Origin of the sequence: Pseudomonas eucalypticola (genome assembly GCF_013374995.1) — a bacterium.
GTDB lineage: Bacteria > Pseudomonadota > Gammaproteobacteria > Pseudomonadales > Pseudomonadaceae > Aquipseudomonas > Aquipseudomonas eucalypticola.
This window is the reverse complement of the sequence record NZ_CP056030.1, coordinates 5,991,918-6,008,651: the sequence shown is the minus strand read 5'-3', so window position 1 is coordinate 6,008,651 and position 16,734 is coordinate 5,991,918. Positions and strand designations below refer to the sequence as shown.

Annotated in this window: 17 protein-coding genes and 1 riboswitch; of the genes, 7 read left to right on the top strand and 10 right to left on the bottom strand. The window is 62.0% G+C overall.

All coding sequences use genetic code 11. The features are described 5' to 3' along the window. Complete coding sequence (madM, locus tag HWQ56_RS26970) at window positions 1-768, top strand: malonate transporter subunit MadM (protein ID WP_158152941.1); 768 nt, start codon at window positions 1-3, stop codon at window positions 766-768. Between the two features lie 26 nt (window positions 769-794). Here madM and HWQ56_RS26965 read toward each other — a convergent pair whose 3' ends face one another. Then, window positions 795-1,709, bottom strand: coding sequence for a LysR family transcriptional regulator (locus HWQ56_RS26965; protein WP_158152940.1), 915 nt, complete (start codon window positions 1,707-1,709; stop codon window positions 795-797). Between the two features lie 81 nt (window positions 1,710-1,790). Here HWQ56_RS26965 and trhA point away from each other — a divergent pair, with 81 nt between their 5' ends. Further along, a complete protein-coding gene (gene trhA / locus HWQ56_RS26960; RefSeq protein WP_158152939.1) occupies window positions 1,791-2,408 on the top strand; it encodes a PAQR family membrane homeostasis protein TrhA in 618 nt (205 codons plus the stop codon). On the opposite strand, the gene HWQ56_RS26955 is transcribed toward trhA, so the two are convergent. Further along, window positions 2,405-3,124 (bottom strand): 16S rRNA (uracil(1498)-N(3))-methyltransferase, encoded by a 720-nt coding sequence (locus HWQ56_RS26955; protein WP_158152938.1) that lies wholly within the window; start codon window positions 3,122-3,124, stop codon window positions 2,405-2,407. The two genes, trhA and HWQ56_RS26955, sit on opposite strands and share 4 nt — an antisense overlap. Before the next feature lie 41 nt (window positions 3,125-3,165). Then, window positions 3,166-4,572, bottom strand: a complete 1,407-nt coding sequence (locus tag HWQ56_RS26950) for an adenosylmethionine--8-amino-7-oxononanoate transaminase (RefSeq protein ID WP_176572159.1) — start codon at window positions 4,570-4,572, stop codon at window positions 3,166-3,168. Window positions 4,573-4,807: 235 nt separating this feature from the next. On the opposite strand from HWQ56_RS26950, the gene HWQ56_RS26945 reads away from it, so the two are divergent. Continuing rightward, entirely contained in the window at window positions 4,808-5,359 is a 552-nt protein-coding gene (locus HWQ56_RS26945) for a cytochrome b (protein ID WP_158152936.1), read from the top strand. Window positions 5,360-5,388: 29 nt separating this feature from the next. Beyond that, window positions 5,389-5,985: a YceI family protein gene (locus HWQ56_RS26940; protein WP_158152935.1), complete on the top strand. Its 597-nt coding sequence runs from the start codon at window positions 5,389-5,391 to the stop codon at window positions 5,983-5,985. Window positions 5,986-6,051: 66 nt separating this feature from the next. Here the strand turns inward: HWQ56_RS26940 and rhlE2 are convergent, their stop codons facing one another. The 5 genes from rhlE2 to ahcY form a co-directional block, all read right to left on the bottom strand. Further along, complete coding sequence (gene rhlE2 / locus HWQ56_RS26935; protein ID WP_158152934.1) at window positions 6,052-7,953, bottom strand: RNA helicase RhlE2; 1,902 nt, start codon at window positions 7,951-7,953, stop codon at window positions 6,052-6,054. Window positions 7,954-8,173: 220 nt separating this feature from the next. Further along, the gene (locus tag HWQ56_RS26930; RefSeq protein WP_158152933.1) at window positions 8,174-8,956 is read right to left on the bottom strand and encodes a substrate-binding periplasmic protein; all 783 of its coding nucleotides are present in this window, start codon (window positions 8,954-8,956) and stop codon (window positions 8,174-8,176) included. Between the two features lie 40 nt (window positions 8,957-8,996). Further along, window positions 8,997-10,076 (bottom strand): hypothetical protein, encoded by a 1,080-nt coding sequence (locus HWQ56_RS26925; RefSeq protein ID WP_158152932.1) that lies wholly within the window; start codon window positions 10,074-10,076, stop codon window positions 8,997-8,999. An 87-nt stretch (window positions 10,077-10,163) separates the two neighbouring features. Next, entirely contained in the window at window positions 10,164-11,009 is an 846-nt protein-coding gene (metF, locus tag HWQ56_RS26920; protein ID WP_158152931.1) for a methylenetetrahydrofolate reductase [NAD(P)H], read from the bottom strand. A gap of 178 nt (window positions 11,010-11,187) precedes the next feature. Then, the gene (ahcY, locus tag HWQ56_RS26915; RefSeq protein ID WP_158152930.1) at window positions 11,188-12,597 is read right to left on the bottom strand and encodes an adenosylhomocysteinase; all 1,410 of its coding nucleotides are present in this window, start codon (window positions 12,595-12,597) and stop codon (window positions 11,188-11,190) included. Window positions 12,598-12,618: 21 nt separating this feature from the next. After that, a riboswitch (S-adenosyl-L-homocysteine riboswitch) is annotated at window positions 12,619-12,723 on the bottom strand. Between the two features lie 194 nt (window positions 12,724-12,917). Here ahcY and HWQ56_RS26910 point away from each other — a divergent pair. Next, window positions 12,918-13,319 (top strand): acyl-CoA thioesterase, encoded by a 402-nt coding sequence (locus HWQ56_RS26910; RefSeq protein WP_158152929.1) that lies wholly within the window; start codon window positions 12,918-12,920, stop codon window positions 13,317-13,319. A 44-nt stretch (window positions 13,320-13,363) separates the two neighbouring features. Here HWQ56_RS26910 and HWQ56_RS26905 read toward each other — a convergent pair whose 3' ends face one another. Further along, window positions 13,364-14,620: a cation:proton antiporter gene (locus tag HWQ56_RS26905; RefSeq protein WP_176572158.1), complete on the bottom strand. Its 1,257-nt coding sequence runs from the start codon at window positions 14,618-14,620 to the stop codon at window positions 13,364-13,366. An 855-nt stretch (window positions 14,621-15,475) separates the two neighbouring features. On the opposite strand from HWQ56_RS26905, the gene HWQ56_RS26900 reads away from it, so the two are divergent. Beyond that, entirely contained in the window at window positions 15,476-15,862 is a 387-nt protein-coding gene (locus tag HWQ56_RS26900; RefSeq protein WP_158152927.1) for an MAPEG family protein, read from the top strand. A 10-nt stretch (window positions 15,863-15,872) separates the two neighbouring features. After that, window positions 15,873-16,322, top strand: coding sequence for a c-type cytochrome (locus HWQ56_RS26895; RefSeq protein ID WP_176572157.1), 450 nt, complete (start codon window positions 15,873-15,875; stop codon window positions 16,320-16,322). A gap of 9 nt (window positions 16,323-16,331) precedes the next feature. On the opposite strand, the gene HWQ56_RS26890 is transcribed toward HWQ56_RS26895, so the two are convergent. Beyond that, window positions 16,332-16,727, bottom strand: a complete 396-nt coding sequence (locus tag HWQ56_RS26890; protein WP_158152925.1) for a DUF1090 domain-containing protein — start codon at window positions 16,725-16,727, stop codon at window positions 16,332-16,334. Window positions 16,728-16,734: the final 7 nt, after the last annotated feature.

The window sequence follows — 16,734 nt, the reverse complement described above, 5'->3', positions numbered from 1 at the left end:
ATGTGGAACCTCATCGAGCATGCATTGGAAGCCAACGGCCTGGTCACCGCGTTCGCCTTCGTCGGCATTGTGATGTGGGTGTCGGTGCAGTTGTCCAGGCGCCTGACGTTTGGCCGGGTGCATGGTTCGGCTTTCGCCATTGTCATTGGCCTGGTACTGGCCTGGGTGGGGGGTACGCTCACGGGCGGGCAGAAGGGCTTGGCCGACCTGTCGTTGTTTTCCGGCATTGGCTTGATGGGCGGGGCCATGCTGCGCGACTTTGCCATCGTCGCCACCGCGTTCGAAGTGCAGGCCACCGAAGCACGCAAGGCGGGCTTCATCGGTGCCTTTTCGTTGTTGCTGGGCACGTTGTTGCCGTTCGTGTTCGGTTGCTGCGTGGCCTGGGTGTTCGGCTATCGCGATGCGGTGAGCATGACCACTATCGGCGCCGGTGCGGTGACTTATATCGTCGGGCCCGTGACCGGGGCGGCAATCGGTGCCAGCTCGGACGTGGTCGCGCTATCGATCGCCACCGGGCTGATCAAGGCGATCCTGGTGATGGTCGGCACGCCCATGGCGGCGCGCTGGATGGGGTTGGACAACCCGCGGTCGGCCATGGTGTTTGGCGGGCTGGCCGGGACGGTGAGCGGCGTGACGGCTGGGCTGGCGGCGACGGATCGACGCTTGGTGCCCTATGGCGCGTTGACGGCGACTTTCCACACTGGGCTCGGTTGCCTGCTGGGGCCTTCGGTGCTGTACCTGACCGTGCGGGCGTTGGTGGGTGCCTAGCCGCCGGCGTACCCCGGTGGGGCCACTCAATCCAACCGGTTGGTGTACATGCGGCATTCGGCGAGCAGCGCCAGCAGGTTCGGGTCACGCTCCTTGGCCTTGAGGAATACCACGCCAATGTGTTGCTGCAGGTGGTAGCGCGCCTGCAACGGCACCAGCCGCACGCGGTTCTCGTACACGGCCGCCACGCGCCCCGGCAGCAGCGCATAACCCACCCCCGAACTGACCATGCTCAGCAACGTGAAGATATCGTTCACTTGCATCGCCACCTTCGGCTCGAACCCGGCCTGCTGGAACACGCGCACGCCGTCCTGGTGGGTGGCGAAGCCTTGGGTGAGGGTGATGAAGGTGTCTTCGCGCAAGTCGGCCAGGTCCACTTCGCTGCGCCTGGCAAACGGCGAATCAGCCGGGGTGGCCAGGAAGATGTCATCGGAGAACAGCGGCAACTGCTCGCAGTCCGGGTCGCTGACCGTCTCGTCCAGTGACACCAGAATAGCGTCCACCTCCATGTTCTTGAGCTTGTACAGCAGGTCGATGTTGGAGCCCAGTATCAGGTCGATGTTGAGCTCGCTGCGCCGTAGCTTGAGGCCCATGATCAACTGCGGCACGGTCTTCACCGTCAGAGAATAAAGCGACCCCAGCCGAAAACGCTCGGCGGAGAAGCCGGCCGCCTCGCGCGTCAGCCGAACCGCGCCAAGCACGTCCTGTACCAGCTTCTGCGCGTGCTCCTCCAGCACATAGGCACTTTCCAGCGGCGTGAGGTTGCGCCCCTCATGCTTGAACAGCGGGCAGCGAAGGGCGCTTTCCAATGAGTGAATGGCACGGTGAACGCTGACATTGCTGGTGCAGAGCTCCGCCGCCGCACGGCCAAGATTGCCGGTGCGCATGAAGGCAAGGAATATTTCCAGCTTCTTGAGGGTCAACTCTTCGTCGATCAACATGGCACGGGCTCTGGTAGGGTACGGAGGATTGTGCCTGAGACGGCATTGTCGACCCAATGGAAACCAAGGAGAAACGACTGCATGTATCACGGCGAACGGTTCAACGCCTGGACACACCTGGTCGGTGCCGTACTGGCTTCAATTGGCGCAGTATGGATGCTGGTGCTGGCAAGCCTGCAGGGGGACGCATGGAAGATCGTCAGCATGGCGATCTACGGCGTGACCCTGGTGACCCTCTATAGTGCCTCGACGGTTTACCACAGCGTACGTGGGCGGGCGAAAGTGATCATGCAAAAGGTTGATCATTTTTCGATCTACCTGCTGATCGCCGGGAGCTATACGCCTTTCTGCCTGGTGACATTGCGCGGGCCCTGGGGCTGGACGCTGTTCGGGATCGTCTGGGGGCTGGCGGTCATCGGCATGTTGCAGGAAATAAAACCGCGCTCGGAAGCGCGGGTATTGTCCATCATCATCTACGCGGTAATGGGCTGGATCGTGCTGGTGGCGGTCAAGCCGCTGCTCGCCACCCTAGGGACGGTCGGGTTCACCTGGCTGGCCACGGGCGGGGTGTTGTACACCGTAGGCATCATCTTCTTCGCCTATGACAGGCGTTTTCGCCACTGGCACGGTATCTGGCACCTGTTCGTGATCGCGGGGAGCCTGTTGCACTTCGTGGCGGTGTTCTTCTATGTGCTTTAGAAGTCGCCCCACAATTGCTGGGCCACCGCCAATGCCACCACCGGCGCCGTTTCGGTACGCAGCACCCGCGGGCCGAGGCGCGCCGAGTGGAAGCCAGCGGCCTGGGCCTGGCTGACTTCGGTATCCGACAGGCCGCCTTCGGGGCCAATCAGGAAGGCTAGCGTGGCAGGCTTCGCATGGCTGACCAGGGGTTCGGCCACCGGGTGCAGCACCAGTTTGAGTTCGGCATCGCAGGCTTTGAGCCATTCGGCCATCAGCACCGGTGGGTGAATGACCGGCACCGTGGATCGCCCGCACTGTTCACAGGCGCTGACGGCGATTTGCTGCCAATGGGCCTGGCGCTTTTCCGCGCGCTCGTCCTTGAGGCGCACTTCGCAGCGCTCGCTGATGATCGGGGTGATCTCGCTGACGCCCAGTTCCGTGGCCTTCTGGATGGCCCAGTCCATGCGTTCGCCGCGGGACAGGCCCTGGCCAAGGTGGATCTCGAGGCTGGACGGGGGCTGGCCGGCGAAGGCCTCGTCCAGTTGCACGCGCACGCGCTTCTTGCCGACTTCCAGCAGCGCGCCGCGGTATTCCTGGCCTGACCCATCGAACAGCTGCACGGCGTCGCCCTCGGCCATGCGCAGCACGCGGCCGATGTAGTGGGCCTGGGCCTCGGGCAGCTCGTGCTCGCCCAGGCTCAGGGGCGCATCAATGTAAAAGCGGGAAAGTCTCATGGGGTGTCTCGAATCTGATGGTGGGGCCGGGCATCGGGCTACTAGCCCGGGTCGCGGAAGTCGGGGTGGAAGTCGCTCGGCACGGCCACGCTGACGCTGGTGCGGGTGGCGATGTCGATGCCCTCACTGGCCACTTCGGCAAGGAAGTCGATCTGTTCCGGGGTAATGATGTAGGGCGGCAGGAAGTACACCACGCTCCCCAGGGGGCGCAGCAAGGCACCGCGGGTCAGGGCATGGTTGAACACCTGCAGGCCGCGGCGTTCCTGCCAGGGGTAGGCGGTTTTGCTGGCCTTGTCCTGGACCATTTCAATGGCCAGTACCATACCGGTCTGGCGAATCTCCGAGACGTGGGCGTGGTCGGCCAGGTGTGCCGTGGCGGTGGCCATGCGCGCAGCCAGGGCCTTGTTGTGCTCGATGACGTTGTCCTGTTCGAAGATGTCCAGCGTGGCCAGGGCCGCTGCACATGCCAGTGGGTTGCCGGTGTAGCTGTGCGAGTGCAGGAAGGCGCGCAGGGTGGGGTAGTCGTCGTAGAAGGCGCTGTACACGTCGTCGGTGGTCAGGCACGCGGCCAGGGGCAGGTAGCCGCCGGTCAGGGCCTTGGACAGGCACAGGAAGTCAGGGCGAATGCCGGCCTGCTCGCACGCGAACATGGTACCGGTACGGCCGAAGCCCACGGCGATCTCGTCGTGGATCAGGTGTACGTTGTAGCGGTCGCAGGCCTCGCGCAGCAGCTTGAGGTACACCGGGTGGTACATGCGCATCCCGCCGGCGCCTTGGATCAGCGGCTCGACGATAACGGCGGCGACGCTGTCATGGTTATCCGCCAGGGTCTGCTCCATGGCCTGGAACATGTGCCGCGAATGTTCTTCCCAGCTCATGCCCTCGGGCCGCAGGTAGCAGTCCGGGCTTGGCACCTTGAGGGTGTCCAGCAGCAGCGCCTTGTAGGTCTCGGTGAACAGCGGCACGTCGCCCACGGCCATCGCGGCGATGGTTTCGCCGTGGTAGCTGTTGGTCAGGGTGACAAAGCGCTTCTTGTTCGGCTGCCCGCGGTTGACCCAGTAGTGGAAGCTCATCTTCAGCGCGACTTCGATGCAGGACGACCCGTTATCGGCGTAGAACACTCGGTTCAGGCCTTCAGGGGTCATCTTGACCAGGCGCTCGGACAACTCGATCACCGGCTGGTGGCTGAAGCCGGCGAGGATCACGTGCTCCAACTGGTCGACCTGGTCCTTGATTCGCTGGTTGATACGCGGGTTGGCATGCCCGAACACATTCACCCACCACGAGCTGACGGCGTCCAGGTAGCGCTTGCCTTCGAAGTCTTCGAGCCAGACGCCCTCGCCGCGTTTGATGGGGATCAGCGGCAGTTGCTCGTGGTCTTTCATTTGGGTGCAGGGGTGCCACAGGACCGCAAGGTCGCGTTGCATCCACTGGTTGTTGAGGCCCATTTTCTCTCTCCTGGCAGCGGCGTGGTCGCCATGCTCGGCAAACAATCGCGCAAGCCTATGCAATGCCCGGCTCGGGGGCAACCTCATGGCATGCCGGCGCCGACACTTAACGCCCCGTTAATGCTTTACTTTTATTGTCTTTCATCGTGTATCTCGATATTTCAAAGCAAAATTTTTCGCTTTAATTCGATAGATAAAAAGCTAGTCTTGTCTCAGAAATTACAGGGTGACCGTGATGCAGCTACGCAACTCTACTTCCCGCTACGGCTGGGTCAGCATCTTTCTGCACTGGGGTGTGGCGCTGGCGGTATTTGGATTGTTCGCCCTGGGCCTGTGGATGGTCGACCTGGGTTACTACGACCCATGGCGCAAGGCTGGGCCCGACCTGCATAAAAGCATTGGCCTGACGCTGTTCTTCTTCATGGTGTTGCGCGTGGTCTGGCGCTTCATCAGCCCACCGCCGCCGCCACCACCTACCCAGGGCCGGTTGACGCGTATCGCAGCAAAACTGGGTCATGCTTTCCTTTACCTGGACCTGTTCCTGGTGATGGTTGCCGGGTACCTGATTTCCACCGCGGATGGCGTGGGGATTCCGGTGTTCGGTCTGTTCGAAGTACCCGCGCTGGTCAGCGGCCTGCCCAACCAGGCGGAAACCGCGGGCGACGTGCACCTTTACCTGGCCTGGATCCTGGTGGTCTTTTCCGTACTCCATGGCTTGGCCGCTTTCAAGCACCACTTTATCGACCGTGACGCGACCCTGGTACGCATGCTGGGACGCAAAGCCTGAACCTCAACTCAAATCAAGGAATATTGCACATGTTGAAGAAGACACTGGCCGCACTGGCTCTGGGTACCGCACTGCTGACGGCCGGCCAGGCCATGGCCGCTGACTACACCATCGACAAGGAAGGCAATCACGCTTTCATCAACTTCAAGATCAGCCACCTGGGCTACAGCTTCATCTACGGTACGTTCAAGGACTGGACCGGTACCTTCAGCTTCGACGCCGCCAAGCCTGAAGACAGCAAGATCAGCATCACCCTGAACACCAAGAGCGTGGACACCAACCACGCTGAGCGTGACAAGCACATCCAGAGCAAGGACTTCCTGGAAACCGACAAGTACCCGACCGCGACCTTCGTGTCCACCAGCGTCAAGCCAACCGGCAAGAATGCTGATGGCAAGCTGACTGCCGACGTGACCGGTGACCTGACCCTGCACGGCGTGACCAAGCCTGTCGTGGTCAAGACCGTGTTCCTGGGTGAAGGCAAAGACCCATGGGGCGGCTACCGTGCCGGCTTTGAAGGCACCACCACCATCAAGCGTTCTGATTTCGGCAAGATGATGGACCTGGGCCCGCAGTCCGACACCCTGACCCTGGACATCACATTCGAGGGTGTGCAGAAGAAGTAATTTCTTCGGGCACAAAAAAACCGCAGCCGATGGCTGCGGTTTTTTTATGCGGGCCGTTGGGGCGAATCAGCCCTCGCGGTTGCGCGTCAGCAGCGCTGGTTTTTCACCGTTGCGACGGCTAGGCAGCGATTCCAGCTGTTCCAGCTGCTCGGCGGTGGGGAAACGGTCGATCTTCGATTCCTTGTGCACGATGCGCGGCTGGTTCTGCGGCTGACGCGAGTTGCTCACGGCAGGTTCCTGACGAGGCTGCTCGTCGCGGGCTGGGCGACGGTTGCGGCCGCCGCCGTTGTTGTCGCGACGCGGTTGGCCATCACGGCCACCGCCACCATTGCTGCGCGGGCCGTTGCTGCGTTTCTCACCCGCTGGGGCGTTGCTGCGCGGGCCGTTCTGGCGGCCCTGGCGTGGTGCCGGGGCTGCGCCGCCTGCCGGTGCGGGAGCACCTGGGCGACGGTTACGGCCCTGGTTCTTGTTCTGGTAAGGGCTGACGTAGTCGGCGCGGTTACCAAAGTTGTCCACTTCGTCATCCAGGAACTCGTCCGGCGCGCGATCGGCAGGGGCTACCGGCGGCTTTGGAGTGGGCTGGGCCTGACGCGGCTTCTGGTCACGGGGTTGGCGTTCAGAACGCGCCCCGGCGGGCTTTTCCTTGCCTTGCTCCTTGCCTTGTGCAGCGGCTGGGCGCTGCTTCTCCTTGCCTTTGTCCTTACCTTTGTCCTTGCGGCCGCCAGCGGCATTGGCACCGTCACCGCGCTGGCCACGACCATTGCGTGGGGTGTTGGCCTGAGGGCGCTCGCGCACCTCGGGCTTCTCGGCTTCCACGGCATTGATGTCAAAGCCCATCAGGTCGCCGTCCGGGATCTTCTGCTTGGTCATGCGCTCAATGCTCTTGAGCAGCTTTTCCTCGTCCGGGGCGACCAGCGAGATGGCCTCGCCGCTACGCCCGGCACGGCCGGTGCGGCCGATACGGTGCACGTAGTCTTCATCGACGTTGGGCAGTTCGAAGTTGACCACGTGGGGCAACTGGTCGATGTCCAGGCCGCGGGCGGCGATGTCGGTGGCAACCATGATGCGCACGGCGCCGGCCTTGAAGTCGGCCAGGGCTTTGGTGCGAGCGTTCTGGCTCTTGTTGCCGTGGATGGCGACGGCGCTCAGGCCGTGTTTTTCCAGGTACTCGGCCAGGCGGTTGGCGCCATGCTTGGTGCGCGTGAACACCAGCACCTGTTCCCAGGCACCCAGGGTGATCAGGTGCGCCAGCAGCGAACGCTTGTGGGCGGCAGGCAGGCGGTAGACCCGTTGCTCGATACGCTCCACCGTGGTGTTGGGTGGGGTGACTTCGATGCGCTCGGGGTTGTGCAGCAACTTGCCGGCAAGGTCGGTGATGTCCTTGGAGAAGGTGGCCGAGAACAACAGGTTCTGGCGCTTGGCTGGCAGGCGTGCCAGGACCTTCTTGACGTCATGGACGAAGCCCATGTCGAGCATGCGGTCGGCTTCGTCCAGCACGAGGATTTCCACGTGCGAGAGGTCGACGCTGCCCTGGCCGCACAGGTCGAGCAGGCGGCCCGGGCAGGCCACCAGTACGTCGACGCCGCGAGCCATGGCCTGCACCTGCGGGTTCATGCCGACGCCGCCGAAGATACAGGCGCTGACGAACTTCAGGTCACGGGCGTAGATCTTGAAGCTGTCGTGCACCTGGGCCGCGAGCTCGCGGGTGGGCGTCAATACCAGCACGCGCGGCTGGCGCGGGCCGTGACGCTGGGATTTGTCCGGGTGACCGTTGGGGAACAGCCGCTCCAGGATCGGAAGGGCGAAACCACCGGTTTTACCAGTACCTGTCTGTGCCGCGACCATCAGGTCACGACCTTGCAACACGGCGGGAATAGCCCGCTGTTGCACCGGAGTAGGCTGGGTATAGCCCGCCGCCTCGATGGCGCGGACTAAAGCCTCGGAGAGACCGAGGGAAGCAAAGGACATGAGTAATCCTGTTCTAGTGAGGGCTTTGCCCAATGGGAATCTTGCCTGGCGCGACGGGTGCATGGGGGCACTATCGCGTCCGGTCCTGCCGGGCCTTCAATGCGCATCCGGACCTCGCTGAGCGGGCGTGAGCCGGGCAGTCGAGCGGGTCGGGGTGCCTTTTGCAAGGCCGGGCGTCCGGGCGTAAGCCTGGCGGGAAGGTCGGAGTATAACAGAGCAATCACAGCGCGCTGCTTTCATGCTGCTCAACGGTTTTATTCGCCGAAGAAGCTGTGGCATAGCGGGTGGTGAGTTCCGTGTAGGCGGGCTCGTGCTTGAAGCGTCGCAGCTCGATGGCAAAGCGCAACGCCAGTTGGTCCATGCCGGCGCCACGGCGTACCGCCAGGTATTGAGGCTGGCGGTCGATCACCAGGGGCAAGGCGCTGACCTGGTCCTGCAAGCCCATTGATTCCAGGGTGAACTGGCCCACCCGGCGGTCGGTGATGACCAGGTCCACGCGGCTGCGCACCAGCTTGCCGAAATTGGCTTCCTGGCTGGCGGCTGCTTCGCGGATGAAGTCGCTGGCTTGCATGAACGCATCGCCGTAGTTGTAGCCGGCCGAAGTTCCGATGGTGAGCCCGGCCAGGTCGGCCAGGCTGTTGGCCACATGGGGGCGGGACGTGGCCTGGAACAGCACGAATTGGGTGTCGGACAAGGGTTCATCGGGGAACAGCAATTTCGCTTCGCGTTCCGGGGTGCGGAAGATATCCAGCACACCGTCGGCTTCACCCTGGTCGAGCATGGCCAGGCACCGCTTCCACGGCAGGAATTGCCACTCTATATCCACCCCCAGCCGCTCGAATACCCGGGTCGCCACTTCGTAGTCGATTCCTTTGCCCTGGCCATCCTGCTGGTAGGCATAGGGCGCCCAGGCGTCGGTGACAATGCGTAGCCTCTCGCCCTGGGCGCTCAGGCTCAGGCAAGTCAGGAACATGGCTGTCAGCAGAGATAGGAAAGCGGGCATGGCGGCAGAGTACGATGCAGCCCGATGGCTTGGCAACGCATCAGTTCGCCGGGTTCGCGATCAAGTGCTGATAAATGGCGTCGCGGCGCTTGCCCAGGATCAGCCGACCGACCGTGGAGCCCAGCCAGCGCTGCAGTTGTTCGGCTTGCACGGGCGCATGCTGGCGCTCTTGCAGGTTCTGCCGGGCCTTGTCCCACCATACGGGGGCACAGGCACGGTCGAATTCATTGGGGTGCTCGTAGCAGCCGTAGAGAATTTCACGCATGAACTGACGCTGTTCGCGCGGTAGCGCCAGGGTGACCGCCTTGTAGGCCAGGCGTTGCACAGCCGGGGGGCGAGGCACGTGGCTGCTCACCAGGCGCACGTCGGCCAGTGCTTGGGCCGCCAGGGGCTGTTCGTGATGCTTGCTTACCCAGGCCTGCACTTTGGCGCGTATCAGCAGTTTGCGGCTCCAGTAATGGTGAATCAGGTCGCTGCATTGGTGCACGGGATACTGCTTGTAGGTCGCGAGGGCCAGGCAGAATTCTTCCAGGTTATAGGCGGTGGGCGTGCGCGGGTAGTAACGGTCCATCAACTCGATGGAGCGGTCGAGCACCTGTGCATCGCCCTGGAAGAGGCCTATGACTCCTGAATTGACCAGCCACATATCGTCATCGGCCATGCCCTGGGCCTTCAGCTCTTCGGCCAGTTCGTAATACAGCGGCGAGTCGGATCCGTCGCGGTATTGCATGCTGAAGGCATTGCACAGCAGCGTGCCGGGCTGGATGCGGGCGAACAGCGCCAGCGGCGACTCGCGGAAGAAGGTGTCGGTGTCGACAAGCATGGCCAGGGGCGAGTCGCGCAGCACTTCACGCAACGCCACATGTTTGGTGCGAAAGTGGTAGCCGTGCGGCTGGCTCCAGGCCCGCCGGGTGTCTTGGCCGAACGGCCGCACCCGCACCGGCAACCGTGCGTAGGGCTGCGGGTTATCGGTGAACACCTGGATATCGAGCGGCATCTCACCAGCCGCGCCCAGGTGAGCGATGGCGCTGGCGATACTGAAGATAGCTTCCTGGTGATAGGTGTCTGCACCGAACACCAGGTAAACCAACTGCGGGCGCACCGCGGTAACAGTCGGCATGGCGTGTGTCGTCCTTGAAGCAATGTGGAAATAAAAAAGGCCTTGGTACTTTACCAAGGCCTTGCTGAATTTCCCCCTGCGTTTTGACTAGCGGGGCAATTTCAGGTTGTTCCACACCGCCAGGCTCGGTTCCGCCTGGTTCAGCGTATAGAAGTGCAGCCCCGGGGCCCCGCCTTCCAGCAGTTGCTCGCACATCTGCGTGATCACCTGCTCGCCGAAACGCTGGATGCTGGTGACATCGTCCGCGTAGGCTTCAAGCTGCTTGCGGATCCAACGCGGGATCTCCGCGCCACAGGCATCGGAGAAGCGTGCCAGCTTGCTGTAGTTGGTGATCGGCATGATGCCCGGCACGATCGGGATGTCCACGCCGGCTTTCTGCACGCGTTCGACGAAATGGAAATAGCTGTCTGCGTTGAAGAAATACTGGGTGATGGCGCTGTCGGCGCCGGCATTGGCCTTGCGCACGAAGTTCTTGATGTCGTCTTCGAAGTTGTGCGCCTGGGGGTGCATTTCCGGGTAGGCGGCTACTTCGATATGGAAGTGGTCGCCGCTTTCGGCGCGAATGAACTCGACCAGGTCATTGGCGTGGCGCAGCTCGCCGCTGGCCATGCCCATGCCAGAGGGCAGGTCGCCGCGAAGGGCGACGATGCGCTTGATGCCGGCATCCTTGTACTGCGCGAGCAGGGCGCGCAGGTCGGCCTTGCTGTCACCAACGCACGACAGGTGCGGGGCGGCAGGCACCTTCACTTCGTTTTCCAGCTGCAGCACGGTGTTGAGCGTGCGGTCGCGGGTAGAGCCCCCGGCACCGTAGGTACAGGAGAAGAAATCGGGGTTGTAGCCAGCCAGCTGGCGGGCCACGTTCAGCAGTTTTTCATGCCCAGCGTCGGTCTTGGTCGGGAAGAACTCGAAGCTGAAGCGGCGTTCCTGGGACATGGTTGTTCCTCAGCTGCAAGCTTCTAGCGGCAAGCTGCAAGGAGGACTGGGTCCGCCTGCAGGTCTTGCAAAAGCTTCAGCGCTATCAGGGAGCAAATTTCGCGAAGACAAAAAGCTGCAAGCAGGTCAGCACGGTCGTGCTTCTACTTGCAGCTTGCAGCTCACAACGTGCCGCTGCTTAGTAGCGGTAAGCGTGTGGCTTGAACGGGCCGTCGACGGTCACGCCGATGTAGTCGGCCTGCTGCTTGGTCAGTTTGGTGACCACGCCGCCGAAGCCGCGAACCATTTCCAGGGCCACTTCTTCGTCGAGTTTCTTTGGCAGTACTTCGACGGTCAGGCGCTCGGCTTTCTGCGCGGGCGACAGGTCGGCGTACTTCTGCTCGAACAGGAAGATCTGGGCCAGGACCTGGTTGGCGAACGAACCGTCCATGATGCGGCTTGGGTGGCCAGTGGCGTTACCCAGGTTCACCAGGCGGCCTTCGGCCAGCAGGATCAGGTAGTCGTCGTTCTGTGCGTCAAAAGCACCCGGGCCGGTACGGTGGATCTTGTGTACCTGTGGCTTCACTTCTTCCCATGCCCAGTTCTTGCGCATGAAAGCGGTGTCGATTTCGTTGTCGAAGTGACCGATGTTGCAGACAACGGCACGCTTCTTCAGCGCCTTGAGCATGTTGGCGTCGCAGACGTTGACGTTACCGGTAGTGGTGACGATCAGGTCGATCTTGCCCAGCAGGGCCTTGTCGATGCTGGCTTCGGTGCCGTCGTTCTCACCGTTGATGAACGGCGAAACCAGTTCGAAACCGTCCATGCAGGCTTGCATGGCGCAGATCGGGTCGACTTCGGTGACCTTGACGATCATGCCTTCCTGACGCAGGGACTGAGCCGAGCCCTTGCCCACGTCGCCGTAGCCGATCACCAGGGCTTGCTTGCCCGACAGCAGGTGGTCGGTGCCGCGCTTGATGGCGTCGTTCAGGCTGTGACGGCAGCCGTACTTGTTGTCGTTCTTGCTCTTGGTCACCGAGTCGTTGACGTTGATGGCCGGGATCTTCAGTTCGCCCTTGGCCAGCATGTCCAGCAGGCGGTGAACGCCAGTGGTGGTTTCCTCGGTCACGCCGTGGATGCGCTCCAGCATGGCCGGGTATTTCTTGTGCAGGATTTCGGTCAGGTCGCCGCCGTCGTCCAGAATCATGTTGGCGTCCCAAGGCTGGCCATCCTTGAGGATGGTCTGCTCGATGCACCACTCGTACTCTTCCTCGGTCTCGCCTTTCCAGGCGAACACAGGAATGCCGGCAGCAGCGATGGCGGCAGCGGCCTGGTCCTGGGTGGAGAAGATGTTGCACGACGACCAGCGCACTTCGGCACCCAGGGCAACCAGGGTTTCGATCAGCACGGCGGTCTGGATGGTCATGTGGATGCAGCCCAGGATCTTCGCGCCCTTGAGCGGTTGCTCACCGGCATACTTGCGGCGCAGGCCCATCAGTGCAGGCATTTCCGATTCGGCGATGATGGTCTCGCGACGGCCCCAGGCGGCCAGGGAGATGTCGGCGACCTTGAAATCGGTGAAACCTGCAGGCGTGTGTACAGCGCTCATGAAGAGCCTCCATTCGTAAAGTGCGAATGGGCGCCGTTGTGCGTTTAGAGCCCGTACGGACCAACCGTGCGGGCAACGCCCCATCCGAGCCTGACAGGTATCCCTGCTGCAGCGCCCCTCGGACAGGTGGCGGGAACGGCCGGGAAAGACGGGCCGTTGTAATCGAACGCAGCGATTATATAGAGGAAGGCGGCGCTGCCCAAGGCTTTCTGCTGATAACCGCTCGAAGGTTTATCGAGCCCATAGCGATAGTCCAATGGAGGCGGCGGCTAAGGTCTGCGATGATGGCGGCATCAACGGCAAGACGGTCAGGAGCGAGCATGAACTTCCACACCCGCAAATGGGTAAAACCCGAAGACCTCAACCCCAACGGCACCCTGTTCGGTGGCAGCCTGTTGCGCTGGATCGACGAAGAGGCAGCGATCTACGCCATCGTCCAGCTGGGTAACCAGCGGGTGGTCACCAAGTACATTTCGGAGATCAATTTCGTCAGCGCCTCGCGCCAGGGAGACATCATCGAACTGGGCATCACGGCCACCGAGTTTGGCCGCACCTCCATCACCCTTACGTGTGAAGTGCGTAACAAGATCACCCGCAAGAGCATCCTCACGGTCGACAAGATGGTGTTCGTCAACCTGGGCGAGGACGGGCTGCCCGCGCCCCATGGTCGCACCGAGATCAGGTACATCAAGGACCAGTTCGACGCGGAATCGGTCGAGTAACGGATGTGTGCGGGACCGGGCGGCAAGGCCCGATCCCACAGGTTTCAGTGCGCTGCTTCTTCTTGCGGCGCATCGCGGGTCACGCTTTTCACCAGCTTGCCGATGCTCAGGCCCTGCAGCAGGATCGACGAGAGCACCACGATGTAGGTGATGCTCAGCAGCAAGTCACGTTCCGGGCCCACCGGCAATGCCAGTGCCAAGGCCACCGATACGCCGCCGCGCAAGCCACCCCAGGTCAGGATGCGGATGGTGCCCCGCGGCACGCTGCGCCAGCGGCGCAGCAGCAGGATCGCCGGGGCCACGGTCAGCAACCGCGATAGAAGTATCGCTACCGCCAGCAAGCTGGACGCCACCACGTGCATCCACGAGAACGGCAACAGCAACAATTCCATGCCGATCAATGCGAACAGCAAGGCGTTGAGCATGTCATCCAGCAATTCCCAGAAACCGTCCATGTAGCGACGGGTCATGTCGTTCATGGCCAGCTTGCGGCCCAGGTTGCCGATGATCAGGCCAGCGGTGACCATGGCGATGGGGGCCGAGACGTGCAGTTCGTAGGCCATCGCCGAACCACCGATCACCAGCGCCAGGGTCAGCATCACCTCGACCTGGTATTGCTCGATGCTCTTGATCATGCGGTACACCACGTACCCGATCAGCGCGCCAAACAGCACGCCGCCGATGGCTTCGTGAACGAACAGCATGGCGGTTTCGCTGATTGACGGTGTCTCCCCCTGCTGAGCGATGCCCAGCAGAACGGTGAACACCACCACGGCAGTGCCGTCGTTGAATAGCGACTCGCCGACAATGGTGGTCTTCAGCGGTTTCGACGCATTGGCCGTGCGCAGCACGCCCAGCACGGCGATGGGATCGGTAGGCGAAATCAGCGCGCCGAACAGCAGGCAGTAGAGGAAACTCACATGCCAGCCGAACATGCCGAAGATATAGAACGCCAGGGTGCCGATCACCAGCGTGGCCATCAATACACCGAAAGTGGCCAGCAGGCCGATGGGCCAGCGGTAGCTACGCAGGTCGTTGAGGTTGACGTGCAAGGCGCCGGCGAACAGCAGGAACGCCAGCATCCAGTTCATCAGCAGGTCGCCGAAATCGATCTGGCCGATCAGACCCTGCACGCGGGCTTCAAGGCCGGGATAGCCCAGCACGCTCAAGCCTTGCAGCAACAGGGAGAACATCAGGGCCGTAACCATCACACCGATGGTGGGTGGCAGGCCGATGAAGCGGAAATTGACGTAGGTGAGAAGGGTGGTAAGGCAGATGAAGGCGGCAACTAATTCGAGCATCCGGGCTCCCATGGTGGTGTGGCGGTGGGGCGTGAATTACACGCGATGTACCCGGTAGGACGAGTGGGCACCGGGAGGGGACACAGCTCATTGTGCGGCCAATTGACCGCACTATCGGCTTGAGGACGCATCGCTTATGGTTGAAAAGGCCCGCCTTGCTCATTGAGGGGGCGAAAGTAGCCTTTGATGCGGAGCCTGTCGCGGACGCAGATCTGCACGTGGGTTTCACGTCTGAAAAGCGCACCTTGGTAAAGTTCTTCGCCTTCCCAGAATGGCGACCGAACTGATTCGTAGCTAGGCAGTTGGTGGTAGCGTTTCATCTTCTTGGCGTAGCTGAGTGCGCGGTGGGGGCTGTTTTCCCAGAAGTAAATGCCTTGCCCAAGCCAGTCGTAGTCGTTATTGCTGGGCCGTAAATGTTGGCCCGCAAGAACGGCTTCGCCTACCTTGCGATCACAGCCGTGAAAGCCGAGGACGAAGGAGGGGAGTGTCCTATACATTGGTTAGCGGTAAGCGGGCGTCAATTTGCCATTTTGGTCGTGAACCCCGGTTTTGACCCGAAAAGCGCGCGCTTCCTCAGGGTTGTTCGCCAGGTATTCCGCCAGGTTCCGCAACCGCTGTGCGGCGTCCGCGTGAGATGTGCGTGAGACAAGGTTGTCACAAGTGCGTGGACAAGACTCTGGCATCGTGGCTCCGGCGGCGATAGGTAAGCACGTAAGCGGTATTCTACAGCGTCTCGAATAACTCGTCCGGACTGGAAACTTCTTAATACATGATTTTGCCATAGCCGGCAGACGAACACCGTTCGATAAGGACGGTTGAATAGCAAACCTTGATATTCCATGAAAAGGACCAAGCATGACCGTCGCATTCTGGTGTGTATTGATCGCCATCCTGCTGCCCTTCGTGTGCACGGGCATCGCCAAGTTCAGCGGTGGCCAGTTCGGCGCTCGGCAGAACCACGACCCGCGGGCATTTCTGGCCAACCTCGACGGGTTTGCCAAGCGTGCACATTCGGCGCAGATGAACAGTTTCGAAGCATTCCCCGCGTTCGCCGCGGCGGTGATCATCGCCGATATCTGCCACAACGCTCAGCAGGTGACCATGGACGTGCTGGCCGTGCTGTTCATTACCAGCCGGCTTCTGTACATCATCTGCTACCTGGCGGATTGGGCTATGCTGCGTTCGCTGGTGTGGTTCGTTGGCCTGGGGCTGGTCGTCAGCCTGTTCTGCGTGTCCGTCTGACAGGAATGCCATGAGCTTGAAACGTCTGAGCGTGGTGCTGCTGGCCTGCATGGTATTGTGTGCCTGCGGTGGGGTGGACCCCGACTCGCCGTTGGGCAAGCGCAAGGCCATCTTCAAGCAAATGCTGCATACCAGCGAAGACATGAATGGCATGCTGCTGGGGCGCCTGGCCTTCGATGCGCCCACCTTCGCCGCCAGTGCCGTGAAGCTCGATGGGCTGGCCCATCAGCCCTGGCAGCATTTTCCCCAGGTGCGCGAGCAGGACCACACTAGCGCCAAGCCTGAAGTGTGGGAGCGCCAGGCGCGGTTTCAGGCGCTGGCGCGGTCACTGGAGGGTGCCACCGGTGAGTTGGTGGTGGCCAGCCGCGCTCAGCCGCTCAAGGACCTGGACCTGGACAAGCCCATGCAGAAGGTGGAAAACGCCTGCAAGGCCTGCCACCGGGAATTCCGCGATCACTGAGTGACGCGGTTACTGGTCCATCTCGTCCAGTGCCTGCTGCAGTTCCTTGCGCGACTCGGCGAGCTTGTCCTTGCGTTTGTTGATCTTGTCCGAGTCGCCTTTCTTCATGGCCTTGTCCAGGTCTGCCTGGCGTTGGGCTACTTCGCGGCGCGCATCCAGCACCTTGTTTTCCCGCTCCTTCTGCAAGCCTGCGTCGGTGCAATTGGCCTGGGTCTGGGCCAGGGCTTTCTCCAGGCCCGCCTGCTGCTCGGCGTTGCCGTGGGCCTTGGCCTGGTCGATCTGGGTGCGAATGGCTTGCTGTTTAGCCGCGCAGCCCTTGAGGCCCTCCGGCGCTTCGGCGGCCATCAGTGGCGCGCACAGGCTGCCGCAAAGGGCCAGCACCGTCAGAATGGATAATGGTTTCATGGTGACT

Excerpts from the sequence above, each read along its gene's own strand:
- madM (WP_158152941.1), top strand. The coding sequence starts at position 1 with ATGTGGAACCTCATCGAGCATGCATTGGAAGCCAACGGCCTGGTCACC.
- HWQ56_RS26965 (WP_158152940.1), bottom strand. The coding sequence starts at position 1,709 with ATGTTGATCGACGAAGAGTTGACCCTCAAGAAGCTGGAAATATTCCTT.
- trhA (WP_158152939.1), top strand. The coding sequence starts at position 1,791 with ATGTATCACGGCGAACGGTTCAACGCCTGGACACACCTGGTCGGTGCC.
- HWQ56_RS26955 (WP_158152938.1), bottom strand. The coding sequence starts at position 3,124 with ATGAGACTTTCCCGCTTTTACATTGATGCGCCCCTGAGCCTGGGCGAG.
- HWQ56_RS26950 (WP_176572159.1), bottom strand. The coding sequence starts at position 4,572 with ATGGGCCTCAACAACCAGTGGATGCAACGCGACCTTGCGGTCCTGTGG.
- HWQ56_RS26945 (WP_158152936.1), top strand. The coding sequence starts at position 4,808 with ATGCAGCTACGCAACTCTACTTCCCGCTACGGCTGGGTCAGCATCTTT.
- HWQ56_RS26940 (WP_158152935.1), top strand. The coding sequence starts at position 5,389 with ATGTTGAAGAAGACACTGGCCGCACTGGCTCTGGGTACCGCACTGCTG.
- rhlE2 (WP_158152934.1), bottom strand. The coding sequence starts at position 7,953 with ATGTCCTTTGCTTCCCTCGGTCTCTCCGAGGCTTTAGTCCGCGCCATC.
- HWQ56_RS26930 (WP_158152933.1), bottom strand. The coding sequence starts at position 8,956 with ATGCCCGCTTTCCTATCTCTGCTGACAGCCATGTTCCTGACTTGCCTG.
- HWQ56_RS26925 (WP_158152932.1), bottom strand. The coding sequence starts at position 10,076 with ATGCCGACTGTTACCGCGGTGCGCCCGCAGTTGGTTTACCTGGTGTTC.
- metF (WP_158152931.1), bottom strand. The coding sequence starts at position 11,009 with ATGTCCCAGGAACGCCGCTTCAGCTTCGAGTTCTTCCCGACCAAGACC.
- ahcY (WP_158152930.1), bottom strand. The coding sequence starts at position 12,597 with ATGAGCGCTGTACACACGCCTGCAGGTTTCACCGATTTCAAGGTCGCC.
- HWQ56_RS26910 (WP_158152929.1), top strand. The coding sequence starts at position 12,918 with ATGAACTTCCACACCCGCAAATGGGTAAAACCCGAAGACCTCAACCCC.
- HWQ56_RS26905 (WP_176572158.1), bottom strand. The coding sequence starts at position 14,620 with ATGCTCGAATTAGTTGCCGCCTTCATCTGCCTTACCACCCTTCTCACC.
- HWQ56_RS26900 (WP_158152927.1), top strand. The coding sequence starts at position 15,476 with ATGACCGTCGCATTCTGGTGTGTATTGATCGCCATCCTGCTGCCCTTC.
- HWQ56_RS26895 (WP_176572157.1), top strand. The coding sequence starts at position 15,873 with ATGAGCTTGAAACGTCTGAGCGTGGTGCTGCTGGCCTGCATGGTATTG.
- HWQ56_RS26890 (WP_158152925.1), bottom strand. The coding sequence starts at position 16,727 with ATGAAACCATTATCCATTCTGACGGTGCTGGCCCTTTGCGGCAGCCTG.